This window comes from Achromobacter pestifer (assembly GCF_013267355.1).
Taxonomy (GTDB): Bacteria; Pseudomonadota; Gammaproteobacteria; order Burkholderiales; family Burkholderiaceae_B; genus Achromobacter; species Achromobacter pestifer_A.
Map to the genome: position 1 here is coordinate 431,667 of NZ_CP053985.1, position 18,546 is coordinate 450,212.

Sequence of the window (18,546 nt, forward strand, 5' to 3'; positions counted from 1 at the left end):
CATCAGTGTTATAGGATCAAGCCTCACGAGCAATTAGTATCGGTTAGCTTAACGCATTACTGCGCTTCCACACCCGACCTATCAACGTCCTGGTCTTGAACGACTCTTTAGGGGGATCAAGTCCCCGGGATACCTAATCTTCAGACGAGTTTCCCGCTTAGATGCCTTCAGCGGTTATCTCTTCCGTACTTAGCTACCCGGCAATGCCATTGGCATGACAACCGGTACACCAGAGGTACGTCCACTCCGGTCCTCTCGTACTAGGAGCAGGCTCCGTCAAGTATCCAACGCCCACGGCAGATAGGGACCAAACTGTCTCACGACGTTTTAAACCCAGCTCACGTACCTCTTTAAATGGCGAACAGCCATACCCTTGGGACCGGCTACAGCCCCAGGATGAGATGAGCCGACATCGAGGTGCCAAACACCGCCGTCGATATGAACTCTTGGGCGGTATCAGCCTGTTATCCCCAGAGTACCTTTTATCCGTTGAGCGATGGCCCTTCCATTCAGAACCACCGGATCACTATGTCCTGCTTTCGCACCTGTTCGACTTGTCAGTCTCACAGTCAAGCACGCTTATGCCATTGCACTATCAGCACGATTTCCGACCGTACCTAGCGTACCTTCGAACTCCTCCGTTACACTTTGGGAGGAGACCGCCCCAGTCAAACTGCCCACCATGCACTGTCCCCGATCCGGATAACGGACCAAGGTTAGAACCGCAAACAAACCAGGGTGGTATTTCAAGGATGGCTCCACGTGATCTAGCGACCACGCTTCAAAGCCTCCCACCTATCCTACACAGGCCGGTTCACAGATCAATGCAAAGCTACAGTAAAGGTTCATGGGGTCTTTCCGTCTAGCCGCGGGTAGATTGCATCATCACAAACACTTCAACTTCGCTGAGTCTCAGGAGGAGACAGTGTGGCCATCGTTACGCCATTCGTGCAGGTCGGAACTTACCCGACAAGGAATTTCGCTACCTTAGGACCGTTATAGTTACGGCCGCCGTTTACCGGGGCTTCGATCAAGAGCTTGCACCCCATCACTTAACCTTCCGGCACCGGGCAGGCGTCACACCCTATACGTCGACTTTCGTCTTTGCAGAGTGCTGTGTTTTTAATAAACAGTCGCAGCCACCGATTCTCTGCGACCCCATCATGCTAAGCGCGCAGGCGCTTCACACTACCGGGGTATACCTTCTCCCGAAGTTACGGTATCAATTTGCCGAGTTCCTTCTCCTGAGTTCTCTCAAGCGCCTTGGAATATTCATCCCGTCCACCTGTGTCGGTTTGCGGTACGGTCTCGTACAGCTGAAGCTTAGAGGCTTTTCTTGGAACCACTTCCAATCACTTCGCGAGCAATGCTCACTCGTGCCACACCCTTGATTTACGCGCCCGGATTTGCCTAAGCGCCATCTTCGATGCAGCAACAGGGACATCCAACACCCTGATGATCTTCCGCGATCCGTCCCCCCATCGCACTGTACGACGGTACTGGAATATTAACCAGTTTCCCATCAGCTACGCATCTCTGCCTCGCCTTAGGGGCCGACTCACCCTGCGCCGATGAACGTTGCGCAGGAAACCTTGGACTTACGGCGAGGGGGCTTTTCACCCCCTTTATCGCTACTCATGTCAGCATTCGCACTTCTGATACCTCCAGCAGCCTTTACAAGCCACCTTCGCAGGCTTACAGAACGCTCTCCTACCGCGTGCACTAAAAGTGCACACCCGCAGCTTCGGTTTATCGCTTAGCCCCGTTACATCTTCCGCGCAGGACGACTCGATCAGTGAGCTATTACGCTTTCTTTAAAGGATGGCTGCTTCTAAGCCAACCTCCTGACTGTCTATGCCTTCCCACTTCGTTTCCCACTTAGCGATAATTCGGGACCTTAGCTGGCGGTCTGGGTTGTTTCCCTCTTGAGTCCGGACGTTAGCACCCGGTGCTCTGTCTCCCAAGCTGTACTTGCGGGTATTCGGAGTTTGCCATAGTTTGGTAAGTCGCCATGACCCCCTAGCTATAACAGTGCTCTACCCCCGCAGTAATACTTGAGGCACTACCTAAATAGTTTTCGGAGAGAACCAGCTATTTCCAGATTTGTTTAGCCTTTCACCCCTATCCACAGCTCATCCCCTAATTTTTCAACATTAGTGGGTTCGGTCCTCCAGCACGTGTTACCGTGCCTTCAACCTGGCCATGGATAGATCATCTGGTTTCGGGTCTACACCCAGCGACTGAATCGCCCTATTCGGACTCGCTTTCGCTACGGCTTCCCTATTCGGTTAACCTTGCCACTGAATGTAAGTCGCTGACCCATTATACAAAAGGTACGCAGTCACCCCACAAGGAGGCTCCTACTGTTTGTATGCATACGGTTTCAGGATCTATTTCACTCCCCTTCCGGGGTTCTTTTCGCCTTTCCCTCACGGTACTGGTTCACTATCGGTCGATCACGAGTATTTAGCCTTGGAGGATGGTCCCCCCATCTTCAAACAGGATTTCACGTGTCCCGCCCTACTTGTCTTACGCTTAGTTCCACACACAAGATTTCGCCTACAGGGCTATCACCTGCTACGGCCGGACTTTCCATTCCGTTCGACTATCTTGCGTGCTAAAACGTAAAGGCTCTTCCGATTTCGCTCGCCACTACTTTCGGAATCTCGGTTGATTTCTTTTCCTCGAGCTACTGAGATGTTTCAGTTCACCCGGTTCGCTTCCACTGGCCTATGTATTCAGCCAGGGATACTGCATTGCTGCAGTGGGTTTCCCCATTCGGACATCTACGGATCAAAGCTTGTTTGCCAGCTCCCCGTAGCTTTTCGCAGGCTACTACGTCCTTCATCGCCTGTGATCGCCAAGGCATCCACCATATGCACTTAGTCGCTTGATCCTATAACGCTGTAGGCTATAGGACCTGAGTATTAGCGTTTGTGCCGTTCATAAGTTTCAAAGCAGTCTGAGGTTATTCACCCCAGTCTTGAGAACTTGGAACAAAATTAATGCAATCACAACCCGTACTTATCTTCATCGGCTTGCGCCGAGTACTTGATAAGTACATTTCGTTGTGCTTCTTCCAGATTGTTAAAGAACAAATATAGCTGTTGAGTAAAACCCAACTCATAACACTGCAAGCAGCGCTATGAGTTAGCCTCTACGCGGCATCAAGAATATTGACGCCAGCTACATCAAACAACCGATAAGTGTGGACGCTTAACACGAGCACTTAAGCTCTGAAAGGAGGTGATCCAGCCGCACCTTCCGATACGGCTACCTTGTTACGACTTCACCCCAGTCATGAATCCTACCGTGGTAATCGCCCCCCTTGCGGTTAGGCTAACTACTTCTGGTAAAACCCACTCCCATGGTGTGACGGGCGGTGTGTACAAGACCCGGGAACGTATTCACCGCGACATGCTGATCCGCGATTACTAGCGATTCCGACTTCACGCAGTCGAGTTGCAGACTGCGATCCGGACTACGATCGGGTTTCTGGGATTGGCTCCCCCTCGCGGGTTGGCGACCCTCTGTCCCGACCATTGTATGACGTGTGAAGCCCTACCCATAAGGGCCATGAGGACTTGACGTCATCCCCACCTTCCTCCGGTTTGTCACCGGCAGTCTCATTAGAGTGCCCTTTCGTAGCAACTAATGACAAGGGTTGCGCTCGTTGCGGGACTTAACCCAACATCTCACGACACGAGCTGACGACAGCCATGCAGCACCTGTGTTCCGGTTCTCTTGCGAGCACTTCCAAATCTCTTCGGAATTCCAGACATGTCAAGGGTAGGTAAGGTTTTTCGCGTTGCATCGAATTAATCCACATCATCCACCGCTTGTGCGGGTCCCCGTCAATTCCTTTGAGTTTTAATCTTGCGACCGTACTCCCCAGGCGGTCAACTTCACGCGTTAGCTGCGCTACTAAGGCCCGAAGGCCCCAACAGCTAGTTGACATCGTTTAGGGCGTGGACTACCAGGGTATCTAATCCTGTTTGCTCCCCACGCTTTCGTGCATGAGCGTCAGTGTTATCCCAGGAGGCTGCCTTCGCCATCGGTGTTCCTCCGCATATCTACGCATTTCACTGCTACACGCGGAATTCCACCTCCCTCTGACACACTCTAGCCCGGTAGTTAAAAATGCAGTTCCAAAGTTGAGCTCTGGGATTTCACATCTTTCTTTCCGAACCGCCTGCGCACGCTTTACGCCCAGTAATTCCGATTAACGCTTGCACCCTACGTATTACCGCGGCTGCTGGCACGTAGTTAGCCGGTGCTTATTCTGCAGGTACCGTCAGTTTCACAGGGTATTAACCCATGACGTTTCTTTCCTGCCAAAAGTGCTTTACAACCCGAAGGCCTTCATCGCACACGCGGGATGGCTGGATCAGGGTTTCCCCCATTGTCCAAAATTCCCCACTGCTGCCTCCCGTAGGAGTCTGGGCCGTGTCTCAGTCCCAGTGTGGCTGGTCGTCCTCTCAAACCAGCTACGGATCGTCGCCTTGGTGAGCCGTTACCCCACCAACTAGCTAATCCGATATCGGCCGCTCTAATAGTGCAAGGTCTTGCGATCCCCTGCTTTCCCCCGTAGGGCGTATGCGGTATTAGCTACGCTTTCGCGTAGTTATCCCCCGCTACTAGGCACGTTCCGATACATTACTCACCCGTTCGCCACTCGCCACCAGACCGAAGTCCGTGCTGCCGTTCGACTTGCATGTGTAAGGCATCCCGCTAGCGTTCAATCTGAGCCAGGATCAAACTCTTCAGTTTAATCTCTGTATTTGTTTCGTATTCTTGGTCCAGGTTGATTTACACCAATCCAAACCAGGTCATACGTCGCTACTCAAAGGAAGTGAGGTATGTTCTTAAACTTGACGTCTAAGGTACTTCACTTCTAGTGAGCACTTGATTTCATTGTGCTTGTGACCGAAGTCACTATGCACTCGCATCAAGCGCCCACACTTATCGGTTGTTTAATTGTTAAAGAGCGGTACTGCTAAATTCTGTACTACTTACTGCCTGCTCGCTTCGCTACGCCGCTTTCGCTGACGCCGCGTTGTTTGCAGCAGAGAAACGAGATTATGAAGAAGTTTTTATCGCTTGTCAAGTCGGCGTCACAATCTTCGTTTCGCTTTCTTGCCTGCGACCTCTTCAGGCCCGCCCTCTTTAGCAGCTATCGAAATATCAGGGTTAACCCTAAGTTTTCGGCAACTGCCAAGTCCAAGACTATAACACGATTTTTGCAGATTGTGCAACTGGCTTTTGCCTAACTTGCTGCAATCCTTGCAATAACCGCGCGGCGTTCATTTCTGAAGCTTTGCGGCAGATCTGGCGCGAATGCTCTTGCCTGACCTGTTGTGCTTGCTTGGCTTCGCGGTTCGAAACTGCCTGAACTGCGAAGGAGCGAGACTATAGCACAGATTTCCGAGCGCGTTGCGGTACGGCAGTTCTGGGGACCCATGCAGCAGCTACGCCTGGCCCTCCACTACATATAGTGGTGAGTCCCGCAGTCGCCCTATATAGATAGTTGTCTCGTCCGCCTTGCCCTACGTTTACTATTCGCCTGTACGCGGTACCTTACTGGAGACGAACACGCTATGCCCCCAGCCATCGCCCTGAGCGAAGATATCCTGATCAATGTCACCCCCTTCGAAACCCGCGTTGCGCAGGTGGAACAAGGATCGGTACAGGAACTGCACGTGGAACGCAGCATCCAGCGAGGCCACGTCGGCAATATCTATCTGGGGCGGGTGGTGCGCGTGTTGCCTGGCATGCAGAGCGCCTTCATCGATATCGGACTGGAGCGCGCGGCCTTCATCCATATCGCCGATCTGCGTGAGAACCGGGGCGAAAGAAGCCAGGGGCTCACCCCCACGCCGATCGAGAAGCTGCTGTTCGAGGGACAGACCATCATGGTCCAGGTGGTCAAGGACCCCCTGGGCACCAAGGGTGCGCGACTTTCGACCCAGATCAGCATGGCGGGCCGGATGCTGGTCTACCTGCCGCACGACCCGCATATCGGCATTTCGCAGAAGATCGACGACGAATCCGAGCGCATCCAGTTGCGCGAACGCCTGCAGGCCTTGATGCCCGCTGAGGAAAAAGGCGGCTTCATCGTCCGCACGCAGGCGGAAGGCGCCAATGACGAGGAGCTGACGGCCGACCTGGAGTATCTGCGCAAACTCTGGACCAGCGTCCAGGCGGCGGCCCGCACCCAGCCCGCCCCCGCCCTCTTGCATCAGGATCTGACCCTGGCGCAGCGCGTGCTGCGCGACATGGTGGGGCCGAGCACTGGCACCATCCTCGTGGACTCCCGCACGACCAGCGCGGCCATGCTGGAATGGGCGCGCATCTATACGCCCTCGGTCGTGGGCCGCATCCAGCACTACAGCGGGGAACGCCCCCTGTTCGACACCGCCAATGTGGACGACGAGATTGCACGGGCCCTGTCGCGCCGGGTGGATCTGAAATCGGGCGGCTACCTCATCATCGACCAAACCGAGGCGCTGACCACGGTCGACGTCAATACCGGCGGTTTCGTGGGCGGCCGCAATTTCGACGACACCATTTTCAAGACCAACCTGGAGGCGGCCCAGGCCATCGCGCGCCAACTGCGCCTGCGCAACCTGGGCGGCATCGTGATCCTGGACTTCATCGACATGGAGGAACAGGAGCACCGCGAGACGGTGCTGGCCGAACTGAAGAAGGCGCTGTCGCGCGACCGCACCCGCATGACGGTCAACGGCTTCACGCAGCTGGGCCTGGTGGAGATGACGCGCAAGCGCACCCGCGATTCGCTGGCGCACCAGCTATGCGAGCCCTGCCCCATGTGCGCGGCGCGCGGCAATGTGCGCACGCCGCGCACCGTCTGCTATGAAATCCTGCGCGAGATCCTGCGCGAGGCGCGGCAATTCAATCCCAAGGAATTCCGCGTCCTCGCCTCGCAAGAGGTAGTCGACCTGTTCCTCGAAGAAGAAAGCCAGCATCTGGCGATGCTGGGTGACTTCGTGGGCAAGCGCATTTCGCTGGAAGTGGAAGGCGCGTACTCGCAAGAGCAGTACGACATAATTCTTGTCTGATGTTCCCGGCTTCTCACTACTTATCAAAATCCCCCGGAAAGCCGCGTAAATCCTCGCGGCTTTATTTCTGGGCTTCTCACGAGCTATCCTCCCATCTCGCACAAAATGGGTAGCTAGGTGGGTACCGGACGCTACGGCGAAGATAATCCCTTGAAGCGCTGTAACTTGCGCGCCGTTCAACGCTTCTTGTTGGATCGACCCGCTCGTAGCCGCTGCAGGTCCACCAGCCTCGGGGCTTTGAGGAACTGACTCCGGCACGATCCGGTTCAATCGAACCTGATCCAATGGGAAATCCTGCTGCTGCATGTATACCGTGTCTCCACCAACCAACGGTGGAAGGTTGATTTTCCGCCTTCCTTCGTTCGGAGCTACCAAAGCCGCGTCTACGCCGATCTTCAACGCTTCCATTTGGGTCTTGGTGTCCATTCGCATGAGCCCTTCCAGATCCAGGTCGACACCTTCCGTGGAACCGTCCAAGCCAAGGCCGTCGTCAAGGCACGCCTCCATCTCTTCAATGGGGGACTGCAGGCAACCAGAGTAGTAGCCTCTATCAAGCGCTTCGATGTTGTTGTAGCTGGGGGCTTGGCCCACGCCGACCTTGTACCCCGGGACATGAAACACCGAGCAGATCCGCTCGTCTGACCAATTCAGAATCTGTATCAGTTGGGAATCCGTGGCTGTTCGGCTCATCGGCTCAAACTTCATCCCATCGCCCAACACCGCCACCTTCCCAGCGTTCGCGCCGGAGTAGCCTGTCTCCCATGCGGCCTTGATGGCTGCCGCATTTTCTGCAGTAATGTTGCCGGGAGCGACGAGGATCCCGCCCGGATTGGCGTTGTTCCCGAAGAACGTCGCTGTGTTGCGCTGGATCTTGATGCCAATACCTGCCGCGATTGCCGCGGCATACAGGGGAGAAATGCCAACTAGAGGGTGGTACAGGCAATTCATCCGGTCGTGGATGACCTCGCTTGCCGGTACTGTCGCGCTGACCTCGGGCACGCCGGCTAGGTTGTCTTGGCTCAGCTGGTAGTAAACAGACCCGTCATCCGACACCAGGGGCGTCACTCTACAAGGGTCCAATACGTACAGCCGAGTTACCAAACCTCGAGCGTCACGCTCCTTCAGGACGTAGGCGTTCCCATGCCGAAGCTTCGACATGATCCACCACTGCTTGAACTGGATGTGGTTCTGATACCGATTGGGATGGCGAAGTACCGACCAGAAGGACGAGTTACTCTCGACTTCCGACCAGATGCCGTTCGAATCCCGAGCCACCAGTCGCGCACGCAGCTTCCCGATGTCATTTGCGATCAGAGTTACGCACGCATAAACAATCGGCGAACAAAGCAGGTCTTCAGCGGCCCACTCGTCATTCTTTTGCCAAGCCCCGCCATAAGGCTCACGGACGAACGGCCACCAACCGCCCTTGCCTCGCCCGTCCACCGGTGCAAGCCACTTTGACAAAAGCGATCGAACGCCCAATTTCATTCCTTAGTCGTGTCTTTGCGCGTGTACTTTCGCTTAGGTTTGTCGACTACGGCGCCCTGCTCGGGAAACGAAGTTTGATCCGCCACCAAGTCGCGAGTCATATAGGTGCCGTGTCCAAGCGCCTGCAGGATGTTGGCGTCGCGTTTCGACATCAAGCGTTCGCGCCCGTTGCTGAAGCGAATCAGCTCGTTCGTCAGAACGCTGATCGCGGCGACCTTGTTCCAGCGCAGTTCGGTGGCGGTGAAGTCGAAAGACGTCAGGGGCTTCGGCGCACCTTCGCCAACCCAGTAAGCGTTGCCACCGGTGGTTTGGCCGCCGATGCGGACGTTGAACGGAATGCGGTTCAACGAAGGAACCGAACCCTGACCAAACTGGCCGATGATGGTGCGGGGACGCAGAAACTCGACGAAATCGCCGGCGAAGTTCTGGTAATCCACCAGGGGACCGGCCCACGTCGTGTCCAGGGTCGTACCGGCTTCAACCGTCGCCTTCATCAGCATGCCCAGGTTCATGCCGTTGGCCTGCAGTTCCAGCGCCTTCACCACGCGCTCGTTTTGCGGGTAGTGGTTCTTGGCCAGCTTCAGGGCCATTTCGGGATTGCCCTTCGCGGCCAGTTGGCACATCGCGAACCGGGCGAATTCGATGCCCTTTTCGAGCTTCGTGGTGTCCTTGACGGAGACCGGCAGAGTACCGCGAGAGTCGGACGCTTCCTTCTCGGTTTGGCCCTTGACCGGCTTAGCCGTGGCGGCCAGGTCCTTTTCCATCACACGCAGGTCGACCAGCTCCTTGTCGATAGCATCGACTTCGGAGGTGATCTCGGCGAAGCGTTCCTGCTCCTGAGCGTCCTTGGTTCGACCTTCGTCGACAGCCTTGGACTGGATGGTGGTGCGCTCGTTCGTGAGCGCGGCGCGCTTGTCTTCCAGCGCCTTGATCTGTTCTTGCACGTTCATGGTGTTCTTCCCTTTCGTTCGGGCATAAAAAAACCCGCCAGTGGCGGGCTGTTTCTTGGTTCCCGAGACGCCGGGAGGTTCGGGCTTACGCCCTGCTTCTTCATCGCCTTGCGCTTCAATGCCAGACGCGGCGCGCAGAGCGGTGTCGATACTTTTGATGCTGTGAATGGAGGCGGAAGCATTCGCGGGGATCGTCACGAGGCTCAGCTCGAAGATCTCCGTTTCCGAGAAGCGAACGCCTCCGTTTTCGATAAAGCTGTATTCGATGGCGCGGAATCCGATGGAGACGCCGCGGACAAGCTTGGCCTTCACTGACTGCCACGCCATGTCGACCAGATCCTTCAGCGCGCCGGGCTCGTCGATGACCGGAAGCGTGGCGGTGACGCTAGGCAGAGCCCGGCCGGGAAGGGCGGGGCGCGGCAAAGCAGGGCGAGGCGACGCAAGGCAAGGGATTTACAGGATCACCATGACTACTCAGACCACATCAGACAACCGCACGGCCACGCCGCAGCAATTCGCCGACCACCTGCAACGCGAAGCCCGCGCCGCCCTGGCAAGCGCCCCTGTAGCCGGGGAGGCGGTGGCGTTTCATATGGGTGATGCTGGCGACATCCAAAGGCTGCTGGCTACGCATCAAATCGGCCGGCGCGTAGACCATCCTGAACTTGGCGTAATGGGGGCTGTGGAGGTAACGACGTGGGCCACCAAGATTGGTCTTGCGCTTGAGGTCCACAATTCCAACGGCGGCATGTCGGCGAATCTCTATGCCGCGCCCCAGGCCAGCGACGCGGTAACGCTGACCGGCATCGACCCCGATCGGCTGCGCGCAATCGCTTCTTCAGGGTCACTCACCGCCATGTCCAACGCTCTGCAGAACGTTGCACGTAGGCTTGGCCCCAAGGATAGAAACGCGGTGTGCAATGCGTCGCCTAAAAGTGCGGGGGCTAATGAATTTGATGATTGGGTGGCTAGGTGGCGACCGCGCCGCCGATGAAGACGCTGCCGACCATCATGAAGCGGCCCAACTCTTCGGCCCAAGGCGTGGAAAACGGAATACCGGTATAGGTGTAAAGCAGCCGTACAAATACAGAAATTGAAATAGCCAGGACCATTCCTATAAGAAACAGTCCGGCGCACTTTTCAGCCGCAGCATTTATTGAATCCATTATTCGCTGCAGCGTTTGAAGCCTCTGATGTGAGGCACAATACCCGGCCATGCGGAGCCCTCCCTCTTTGTCTCATTTATTTATTCGCCGCCTTTTTGAGCCAGGCGTTCGATAGGAAATATACTCAGCGGCATGCGATTCGTAAAATTCAAATAACAGAACGTTCTTTTCAAAAAAATCGATCATCAAGCCCTCGCGCCTTGAACCGGAGTATCGATAATGTTGAGTGATCTCAAGCAGTTGCGCGCCTTCCTCACGATCGCGCGTCTAGGCAACTTCACCAGGACGGCTCATGAACTGAATATTTCGCAGTCGGCTTTGACCATCCAGATCCAGCAGCTCGAGTCCCATCTGCGCACACGGCTGTTCGACCGCAACCACCGCAGCGTTAGCCTGACGCCGCGCGGCCAGGAGCTTTATCCGCGGATCGAGAAACTGGTGGCTGAAATCGAGGACTTGGTGACCCAGGCCCGCGACACCAGCGATCGGGAGCGGGGAACCGTGACCGTCGCCGTCCTGCCCTCCCTGGCCGCCGGCCTGCTGCCGCAGGCGATCCACCGGCTGAATCGCGACTACCCGCGGATTACCGTATGCGTACGGGACACGGTGGCCTCGCGCGTCAACGATATGACCCGCGGCGGCGAGGTCGACTTTGGCATCGGCAGCCCGATCAAGCGCGACCAGGAACTGGTCTGGGAACAGTTGGTGACCGACCGCTTTTGCGCCTACATGGCCCATGACTATCCCTGGGCCACGCCGGATACGGTAACGCTCAGGGAACTGGCCGAGCATCCGCTGATATTGCCGGTACGGGAAAGCAGCATCCGCACGCATATCGAGGCGGCGGCCGACAAATTGAAAATCTCGCTGCCGGCGGCATATGAGGTGGTCTACAACTCGACCGTGCTGGCGATGGCGGCACAGGGGCTTGGGGTGGCCGTTCTGTCTGAATTGGCGGCCCGCGAAGGCGATACCAACCGCCTGCGCTGCGTTTCGATCAATAACCCGCCGCTATACCGCCACATCGGCATCCTGCGGCGCGCGGGCCGTTCGCTGTCGCGCTCCGCCGAGCTGCTTGCCGCGGCGCTGCGGGAAATCGCGACCCAGGAATAGCGAATGGCGCGCGCACGCGTATCAGGTAGCTTGCGCGATTTCACTTCATTATGTGTGAATTGTGTTTCTTAACGATTCGATTGCAAACAATTCTGAAAGCGATGGCGGCAAGGAAGACGACCCGATAAGCTGCGGGCGCCTTCAGGGTATACCCTGAAAATTTCTTACTTTCGCTTTTAGGAGTTCAATGCGATGAAGTCCCTATTCCGTCCGTTCCTGGTATTGGCCGCGGCGCTGCCGCTGATGCTGGCCGCTTGCGGCAACAAGGAACCCGAACAGCGTGCCGCGTTCACGCAGTTCCTGCAGACCCGCATCGTCGACAAGCCCGGCGTGCGCGTCCCGCAATTGACGGACGAAGAGAAGAAGTCCTTCGGCGATTACGCGGCACAGTATGCGGTGATCACGGACTTCAACGCGGGCATGGATGCTTCGGTGAAGCCCTTGTCCGGCATCATGCAGAAGGGCTCCATGCGTTCGTTGAACGACATCGTGACCCGCCGCGACGACCTCAAGACCGTGCAAGCCTCGCTCAATGAAATGGGCGCGGCGCTCAAGGAACAGCAAGCCAAGGCCGACGCCGCGCGCGCCCAGCTCAAGCAGCCGGAAGACCTGAAGGCGGTGTACGACAAGGCCTACGAGAAGACCGTCAGCCTGCCGGCCGATACCTTCCGCGACGTGCTGCCGCAACTGAACGCGACCTTCGACAGCAGCCTGAAGATCGCCGATTACGTTGCCGCGCACGCCGCGCAGATCGATATTTCCGGCCCCATTGTCAAGGTCGAGGATCCCGCCGTGCAAGCCGAGCTGAACACGCTGCTGCAAGACCTGAACGCGCAAGCCAAGAACGTACAGCAGGCGCAGACGCGCATGCAGGCCGTCATGGTCGGACGCTAAACCACGCAGCGTTGAAAAAAGCCCCGCCGCGCGATGAGCGCGGCGGGGCTTTTTCATGCGGCGCCGGATCAGGTCCCGGCCACCGCCACGCGGTTGCGGCCGGACTCCTTGGCCTGGTAGACGGCCGCATCGGCCGCCTCCACCAGGCTGGCTACCGTATCGTCGGCCTGCGGCACCGCGGTCGCGACCCCGACGCTGAGGGTGACGATCCCGGCGGGCGCGTCCTGATGCGGCACCTTCAGGCCGGCAACGGCCCGCCGGATGCTTTCGGCAATCTCCGTGGCGCGTTGGCGGCTGGTATTGGGCAGCAGCACGACGAACTCCTCGCCGCCATAGCGCGCCGCCAGATCGCGCGGACGCCGGGCCTTTTTCTTAAGCGTGCGCGCCAGCGCCGCGAGCAACTGGTCGCCCTGCTGATGGCCGTAGCGGTCGTTGTAGCGTTTGAAATGGTCCGCATCCAGGAACAGCAGCGATAACGGCACGCGTTCGCGGCGCGCATTCTGCCATTCGCGCTCCAGCGCCTCGTCGAAGGCGCGCCGGTTGGCCAGGCCGGTGAGTCCGTCCGTGTGCGCCTGTATCGCCAGCTGCGTCTCCACCGCCTTCCTCAACGCCATCTCGCGCCTGAACAGCACGATCAGCGCCACGACCGACAGCAGCAGCGCCGTGGTCACCGGGATGATGAAGAGCGCACGGCGGTCCCAGGGTTCAAGCAGCTCGTCCACGTCCATGGCCACGTCGATGATGAGCGGCGTGTCCTCGATGCTGGCGAAGGTGTAATAGCGGTTCACGCCGTCTGGAGACAGCGCGCCGACAAACGAACCTTCGCGGCGGATCAGGAACTGCTGGAACTCCAGCGCCATGCCAATGTCGCTGCCCAGGTCGTTCAGGGAATACGGGGCGCGCAGCAGCACCAGGCCATCGTTGCGGAAAACGCATATTTCGTCGCGCTCGCCGATCGACAGCGCGGCAAAGCGGTCGCGGAAATACGCCAGGCGCAGCGAGCCGCCCACCACGCCGGCGAAGCTGCCGTCCGGATTGGACAGGCGCCGGCTGATGGCGATGCTCTCGTCGCCGCCGCGCAGGCGACTGCGGTATGGCTTGCTGACATACATGCCGACGTCGTCGGCATCGCGATGCACCTGGAAGAAATCCCGGTCGGCGAAACTCTCGTCCGGCGCATCCAGGGCCCCGGAGTGGTAACGGATGTTGCCGTCCTTATCCAGCACCACGACGGCGCCCAGGTATTCGGCGGTGGACGGCCGGTCGAACAGGAAGCGGTGTTGGGTTTCGGGCGCGAGCCTGTCCAGGCCCGGTTCGCGCAAGCGTTCGGCCATGCCTTGCAGCGAAAGGTCATAGACATGCAGGGTGCGGCTGATGTCCGCGGACAACACGCCAGTGATGTTGCGCGCCGAGGCGTGGGCGGCTTCCCAGGTGGCGCGGCGGTCGATCCAGAGCAGCGCGACCGCGGCCGCGCAGATGCCGATTGCGACAAGCACCGCCAACGCATACAGGGCGCGATGCACAAACCCGCGAGACTTCAATACGGCGCTCCTACGCAGGGGACGTCGGGGAGACGCGGATCACTACGGCCAAAATTTCTGCCGCTGATGATGCCGCCGCCGAACCTGCCGCGCAAGATCCGGCCCCAAAAAATCCCCCCGCGCCGCCCGCCTGGTAGCTTCCTCAGGTCGCCGCGACCGCCGCGATGCGGAAAGGAAAGGCCTTGGCGCCTCTGGCCTTATCGGTTTCGCGGTGCGCGGCGATGGACCACGCCGGACCCGCCCCGCCCGTGTGCGACACCAGCTGGCGCATGGAACCCGCCGAAAATCCGCAGCGCAAGGCCGAGGCCTGTCGCCGGGCCAGTTCTACACCCACAGCGTGCGGTGTCGTGGAAATCCGATCCGATTGCAACATGGCAGTCCCCCTGGCAAATGCTCGTCATGGATGAAGAGTCAGTGCGGACAAATCTACCTTAGTCATCTGCGCCTGCGCGTGAAATGATGCGAAAAGTAATGCAACGATATGGAAATAGTCGGTTACGCGGTCGGGCTGGCCGCGGCGCCCGTGGTTTCCCGGTCGGGCTGGTCGTTGCGGCCGTCCGGAGCGCTGGTCATATTGCCGTAAAGAAGCGAGCGGCCGGCGAACAGCCCGCCCGCCACCTCCAGGTCGAAACGCTCGGTGTCGCGCCTGCGTACGTCCTGCACCACCTCGGCGGCTTCGTCGGCCGGCACGCCGATCACGCGCAGCGCGGCCTCGCCGAAGGCCAGCGCCGACTCCAGGGTTTCGCGCACCTGGTAATCCACCCCTTCCTTGGCCAGCGCCAGCGAGTGAATGCGGTCATAGGCCCGCACCACCACCCGCACCAGCGGGAATTCGGCCTTGATCATCTTGACCATGTGGTTGACCGCCTTGGCGTCGTCGATGCAGATCAGGATGACGCAGGCATTCTCCGCGCCAGCGGTGCGCAGCATGTCGATGCGGGTGCCATCGCCGTAATAGACCTTGACGCCCCATTTGGCCGCCGCCCGGATGGCGTCGGTGTCGGTATCCAGGATGGAGACCGTCAGGCCGCGCGCCAGCATCGCCTGGGTCACGATCTGGCCGAAGCGTCCGAAGCCCACGATCAGCGCGCAGCCCTCCAGATCCTTGGCCACGTCCACGCCCTCCATCGAAGGCGCGGGCTTGGGCAGGAGCCAGCGCAGCGCCAGCACGCACAGCGGCGTGAGCGCCATGGAAATGATGACGACCGCGGTCAGCACGGCGCCGGTATGCGCATCGAAGATGCCGGCAGCGGCCGCCGCGCCGTACAACACGAAGGCGAATTCGCCGCCCTGGGCCAGCAAGGCCGCGCGGGTCATGGCCTCGGCGTGGGTCGCGTGCAGCACCCGCGCCACCACATAGACGCCCACTGACTTCACCAGCATGAATACCACCACTGCGGCCAGGATCAGCGGCCATTCGCGCGCCACCGCCGACAGGTCCAGCGACATGCCCACGCCCAGGAAGAACAGGCCCAGGAGTATGCCGCGGAAGGGCTCGACTTCGGCCTCGAGCTGGTGGCGAAAGGTGGACTCGGACAGCAGCACGCCCGCCAGGAAGGCGCCCATGGCCATGGACAGCCCGCCCAGCTCCATCAGCAGCGCCGCCCCCAGCACCACCAGCAAGGCGGCCGCCGTCATGACCTCGCGCGCATGCGCGGCGGCCAGCAGGCGGAACAGCGGGTTGAGCAGCCAGCGGCCGGCGGCCAGCAGCGCCAGGATGCAGGCCACCGCGATGGCCGACTGCGTCCAGGGATCGCCATGGCTGGCGTTGTCGGCCGGCGCCAGCAGGGTTGCCAGCGCCAGCAGGGGCACGATGGCCAGGTCTTCCAGCAGCAGGATGGAAACGATGCGCTGGCCCTGCGCGCTGGCAGTGTCGCCGCGCTCGGCCAGGATCTGCATGACGATGGCGGTGGACGACAGCACGAAGCCCATCGCGGCCATGAAAGCCGCCGGGCCCGACAGTCCGGCCAGCAGGCCCACCACCGTCAGCAATCCCCCGCAGGCCAGCACCTGGGCGACGCCCAGGCCGAAGATTTCGCCGCGCAGTTTCCACAAACGGGAGGGCTGCATCTCCAGGCCGATGATGAACAGGAACATCACCACGCCCAGTTCGGCCACGTGCAGGATGGATTTGGGATCGGAAAACAAGCCCAGGCCGAAGGGGCCGATCACCAGGCCGGCGGCCAGGTATCCCAGGACCGATCCCAGCCCCAGCCGCTTGAACAGTGGAACCGCGACGACCGCAGCCCCCAGCAGGACGACGACATTGACTAGCTGATTGCCTTCGGCAGGCAGGGACATGGGGCGCTCCTGATGCACGGCGGACCAAAGCGCCTTGCGGCGCCGCCCCGCCCGCAGCGGCCGGGGGCCGGGCCTGCCGGCAGGCCCGGCTCCATTTTCCGGCAATCCGGGCGCTTGGCAATCCGGAAATGCGACAGGAAAAAACAGGCGCCGGGCCGCGCGGGCCGGATCAATCGTCGCGGAATTGCATCTTGTAGAGCGAGGCGTACAGGCCGTCGAGGGCCAGCAGCTCGGCGTGGGGGCCCTGTTCGACGATCTTGCCCGCATCCAGCACGATGATGCGGTCGGCGTTCTGCACCGTGGACAGGCGGTGGGCAATGACCAGCGTGGTGCGGCCCTTCATCAGGCGCTCCAGCGAGGCCTGGACCTGGCGTTCGGATTCGTTGTCGAGCGCGGACGTGGCTTCGTCCAGGATCAGGATGGGCGCGTTCTTGATCAGCGCGCGGGCGATCGCCAGGCGCTGGCGCTGGCCGCCGGACAGGCGGGCGGCGTTTTCGCCCACCGGGGTGTTCAGGCCCTGCGGCAGGCCTTCGACGAATTCCAGCAGATTGGCCGCCGCCAGCGCGTCGCGCACCTTCTGTTCGCTGGACTTGCCGAGCGCGCCGTAGCCGACGTTGGCCGCGATGGTATCGTCGAACAGCACCACGTCCTGGCTGACCAGCGACAGGTGCGAGCGCAGGCTGCGCAGCGTCAATTCGTCGATCGGCGTGTCGTCCACCATGATGGAGCCGCTGTCGGCCAGCACGAAGCGCGGCAGCATGTTGACCAGGGTGGTCTTGCCGCTGCCCGACCGCCCCACCAGGGCCACGGTCTGGCCGGGCTCCACGGTGAAGGAAATATCGTTGACCGTATCGCGGTCCGCGTCGGGGAAGCGGTGCTTGACGTTGCGGAATTCCACCTTGCCGCGCACGGGCTCAGCCAGTTCCTTGGTGCCGGTATCGTTTTCGGGCTTCTGGTCGATGAGCGTGAATACGCTTTCCGCCGACACCAGCATCTTCTGCATGCGGGCGGCGACGTTGGTCAGGCGCTTGATCGGGTCGAAGATCTGGGCCAGCGCCGCCATGAAGGAGGCGAAGCTGCCCACGGTCAGCGCGCCATGGTTGGCCTGGCTGAGCGCCACGGCGATGACGGCGCCGACCGAGATGGAAATGCAGACCTGGGTCAGCGGCGTCAGGGCGGCGTCGGCCGTGGCCGTACGCATGGCGAAGCGGCGCAGGCGGCGGCTGACGAAATCGAAGCGGCCGCGCTCGACTTCGTAGCCGTCGAACAGCTTGATGACGCGCTGGCCGTCGATGCCTTCGCCGACCACGCGGGTCAGCTCGGCGTTCATGTTGACGGTTTCGCGGTTGATGCGGCGCAGGCGCTTGATGAAGAAGCGCGAGATCACCACCGACACCGGCAGCATGATCAGGATGATCAGCGTCAGCACCCAGGACATGTACAGCAGCACGCAGATCAGGGCGATGACGACCAGCGTTTCGCGCACCAGCACGGTAATGACGTCGGTGGCGTAGCCCGTGACGTTGCCGGCGTCGATGGTGAAGCGGTTGAGCAAGCGCCCGGTGTCGCCCTGCTTGAAGTCGGCGTCGGGCAGGCCCAGGAGGCGCTCGAACATGTCGCGGCGCATGCCCAGCAGCACGTTGTTGGCCACCCAGGCCAACAGGTAGTCGCTGAAGAAGTTGCAGATGCCGCGCAGCAGGATCAGGCCGACCACCGCCAGCGGCAAGGCCCAGACGTAGTACGGCTTGGCGCCCGAAAAACCGCCGTCCAGCAGGGGCTTCATGATGACCGCCAGCACCGGTTGCGTGGCGGCCGCGCCAGCCATCAGCAGGACGGCAAGCAGCAATCCCTTCCAGTAGGAGCCCACGCGGCTGTAGATCCGACTCCAGAGTTCAGCTTTGACGGGTTGGGAACCCGCGGGCGCGTTGCGTGCGGCAGAATTCAAAGGGATCACTCGCTTTTATACAATTGTGGCGAGAATTGTACCGGCTGCGCGACAAGTCGCCGTCCGGGC

General features: G+C 59.9%; 10 protein-coding genes, 2 rRNA genes and 1 pseudogene. 4 read left to right on the forward strand and 9 right to left on the reverse strand.

Features of this window, described 5'->3' with window-relative positions; translation table 11 throughout:
- Positions 1–12: 12 nt before the first annotated feature.
- Positions 13–2,896: ribosomal RNA gene (locus tag FOC84_RS02405) — 23S ribosomal RNA — on the reverse strand.
- 343 nt (positions 2,897–3,239) lie between these two features.
- Positions 3,240–4,770: ribosomal RNA gene (locus FOC84_RS02410) — 16S ribosomal RNA — on the reverse strand.
- The 16S and 23S rRNA genes sit together here, the layout of an rRNA operon.
- An 845-nt stretch (positions 4,771–5,615) precedes the next feature.
- Here FOC84_RS02410 and rng point away from each other — a divergent pair.
- Positions 5,616–7,079, forward strand: a complete 1,464-nt coding sequence (gene rng, locus FOC84_RS02415) for a ribonuclease G (protein ID WP_173149924.1) — start codon at positions 5,616–5,618, stop codon at positions 7,077–7,079.
- Between the two features lie 381 nt (positions 7,080–7,460).
- Here the strand turns inward: rng and FOC84_RS33335 are convergent.
- Both FOC84_RS33335 and FOC84_RS02425 read right to left on the reverse strand, forming a co-directional pair.
- A pseudogene (locus FOC84_RS33335) lies at positions 7,461–8,567 on the reverse strand (phage portal protein); the annotation flags it as partial.
- Entirely contained in the window at positions 8,564–9,940 is a 1,377-nt protein-coding gene (locus tag FOC84_RS02425) for an HK97 family phage prohead protease (RefSeq protein WP_173143024.1), read from the reverse strand. The gene FOC84_RS02425 and the pseudogene FOC84_RS33335, both read right to left, overlap by 4 nt.
- A 43-nt stretch (positions 9,941–9,983) precedes the next feature.
- Between FOC84_RS02425 and FOC84_RS02430 the strand changes: the two genes are divergently transcribed.
- A complete protein-coding gene (locus FOC84_RS02430; RefSeq protein ID WP_173143025.1) occupies positions 9,984–10,511 on the forward strand; it encodes a hypothetical protein in 528 nt (175 codons plus the stop codon).
- Here the strand turns inward: FOC84_RS02430 and FOC84_RS02435 are convergent.
- Entirely contained in the window at positions 10,486–10,683 is a 198-nt protein-coding gene (locus tag FOC84_RS02435; RefSeq protein ID WP_254241897.1) for a hypothetical protein, read from the reverse strand. The two genes, FOC84_RS02430 and FOC84_RS02435, sit on opposite strands and share 26 nt — an antisense overlap.
- A gap of 219 nt (positions 10,684–10,902) precedes the next feature.
- On the opposite strand from FOC84_RS02435, the gene FOC84_RS02440 reads away from it, so the two are divergent.
- Entirely contained in the window at positions 10,903–11,796 is an 894-nt protein-coding gene (locus tag FOC84_RS02440; RefSeq protein ID WP_173143026.1) for a LysR family transcriptional regulator, read from the forward strand.
- Between the two features lie 192 nt (positions 11,797–11,988).
- Positions 11,989–12,690: a DUF3053 domain-containing protein gene (locus FOC84_RS02445; RefSeq protein WP_173143027.1), complete on the forward strand. Its 702-nt coding sequence runs from the start codon at positions 11,989–11,991 to the stop codon at positions 12,688–12,690.
- Positions 12,691–12,758: 68 nt separating this feature from the next.
- On the opposite strand, the gene FOC84_RS02450 is transcribed toward FOC84_RS02445, so the two are convergent.
- The 4 genes from FOC84_RS02450 to msbA form a co-directional block, all read right to left on the reverse strand.
- Complete coding sequence (locus FOC84_RS02450; RefSeq protein WP_173143028.1) at positions 12,759–14,231, reverse strand: GGDEF domain-containing protein; 1,473 nt, start codon at positions 14,229–14,231, stop codon at positions 12,759–12,761.
- Between the two features lie 142 nt (positions 14,232–14,373).
- On the reverse strand, positions 14,374–14,604 hold the full coding sequence (locus FOC84_RS02455) for a hypothetical protein (protein ID WP_173143029.1): 231 nt from the start codon (positions 14,602–14,604) through the stop codon (positions 14,374–14,376).
- 122 nt (positions 14,605–14,726) lie between these two features.
- A complete protein-coding gene (locus tag FOC84_RS02460) occupies positions 14,727–16,532 on the reverse strand; it encodes a monovalent cation:proton antiporter-2 (CPA2) family protein (RefSeq protein ID WP_173143030.1) in 1,806 nt (601 codons plus the stop codon).
- 169 nt (positions 16,533–16,701) lie between these two features.
- Complete coding sequence (gene msbA, locus FOC84_RS02465; RefSeq protein WP_173143031.1) at positions 16,702–18,477, reverse strand: lipid A export permease/ATP-binding protein MsbA; 1,776 nt, start codon at positions 18,475–18,477, stop codon at positions 16,702–16,704.
- Between the last annotated feature and the right edge of the window lie 69 nt (positions 18,478–18,546).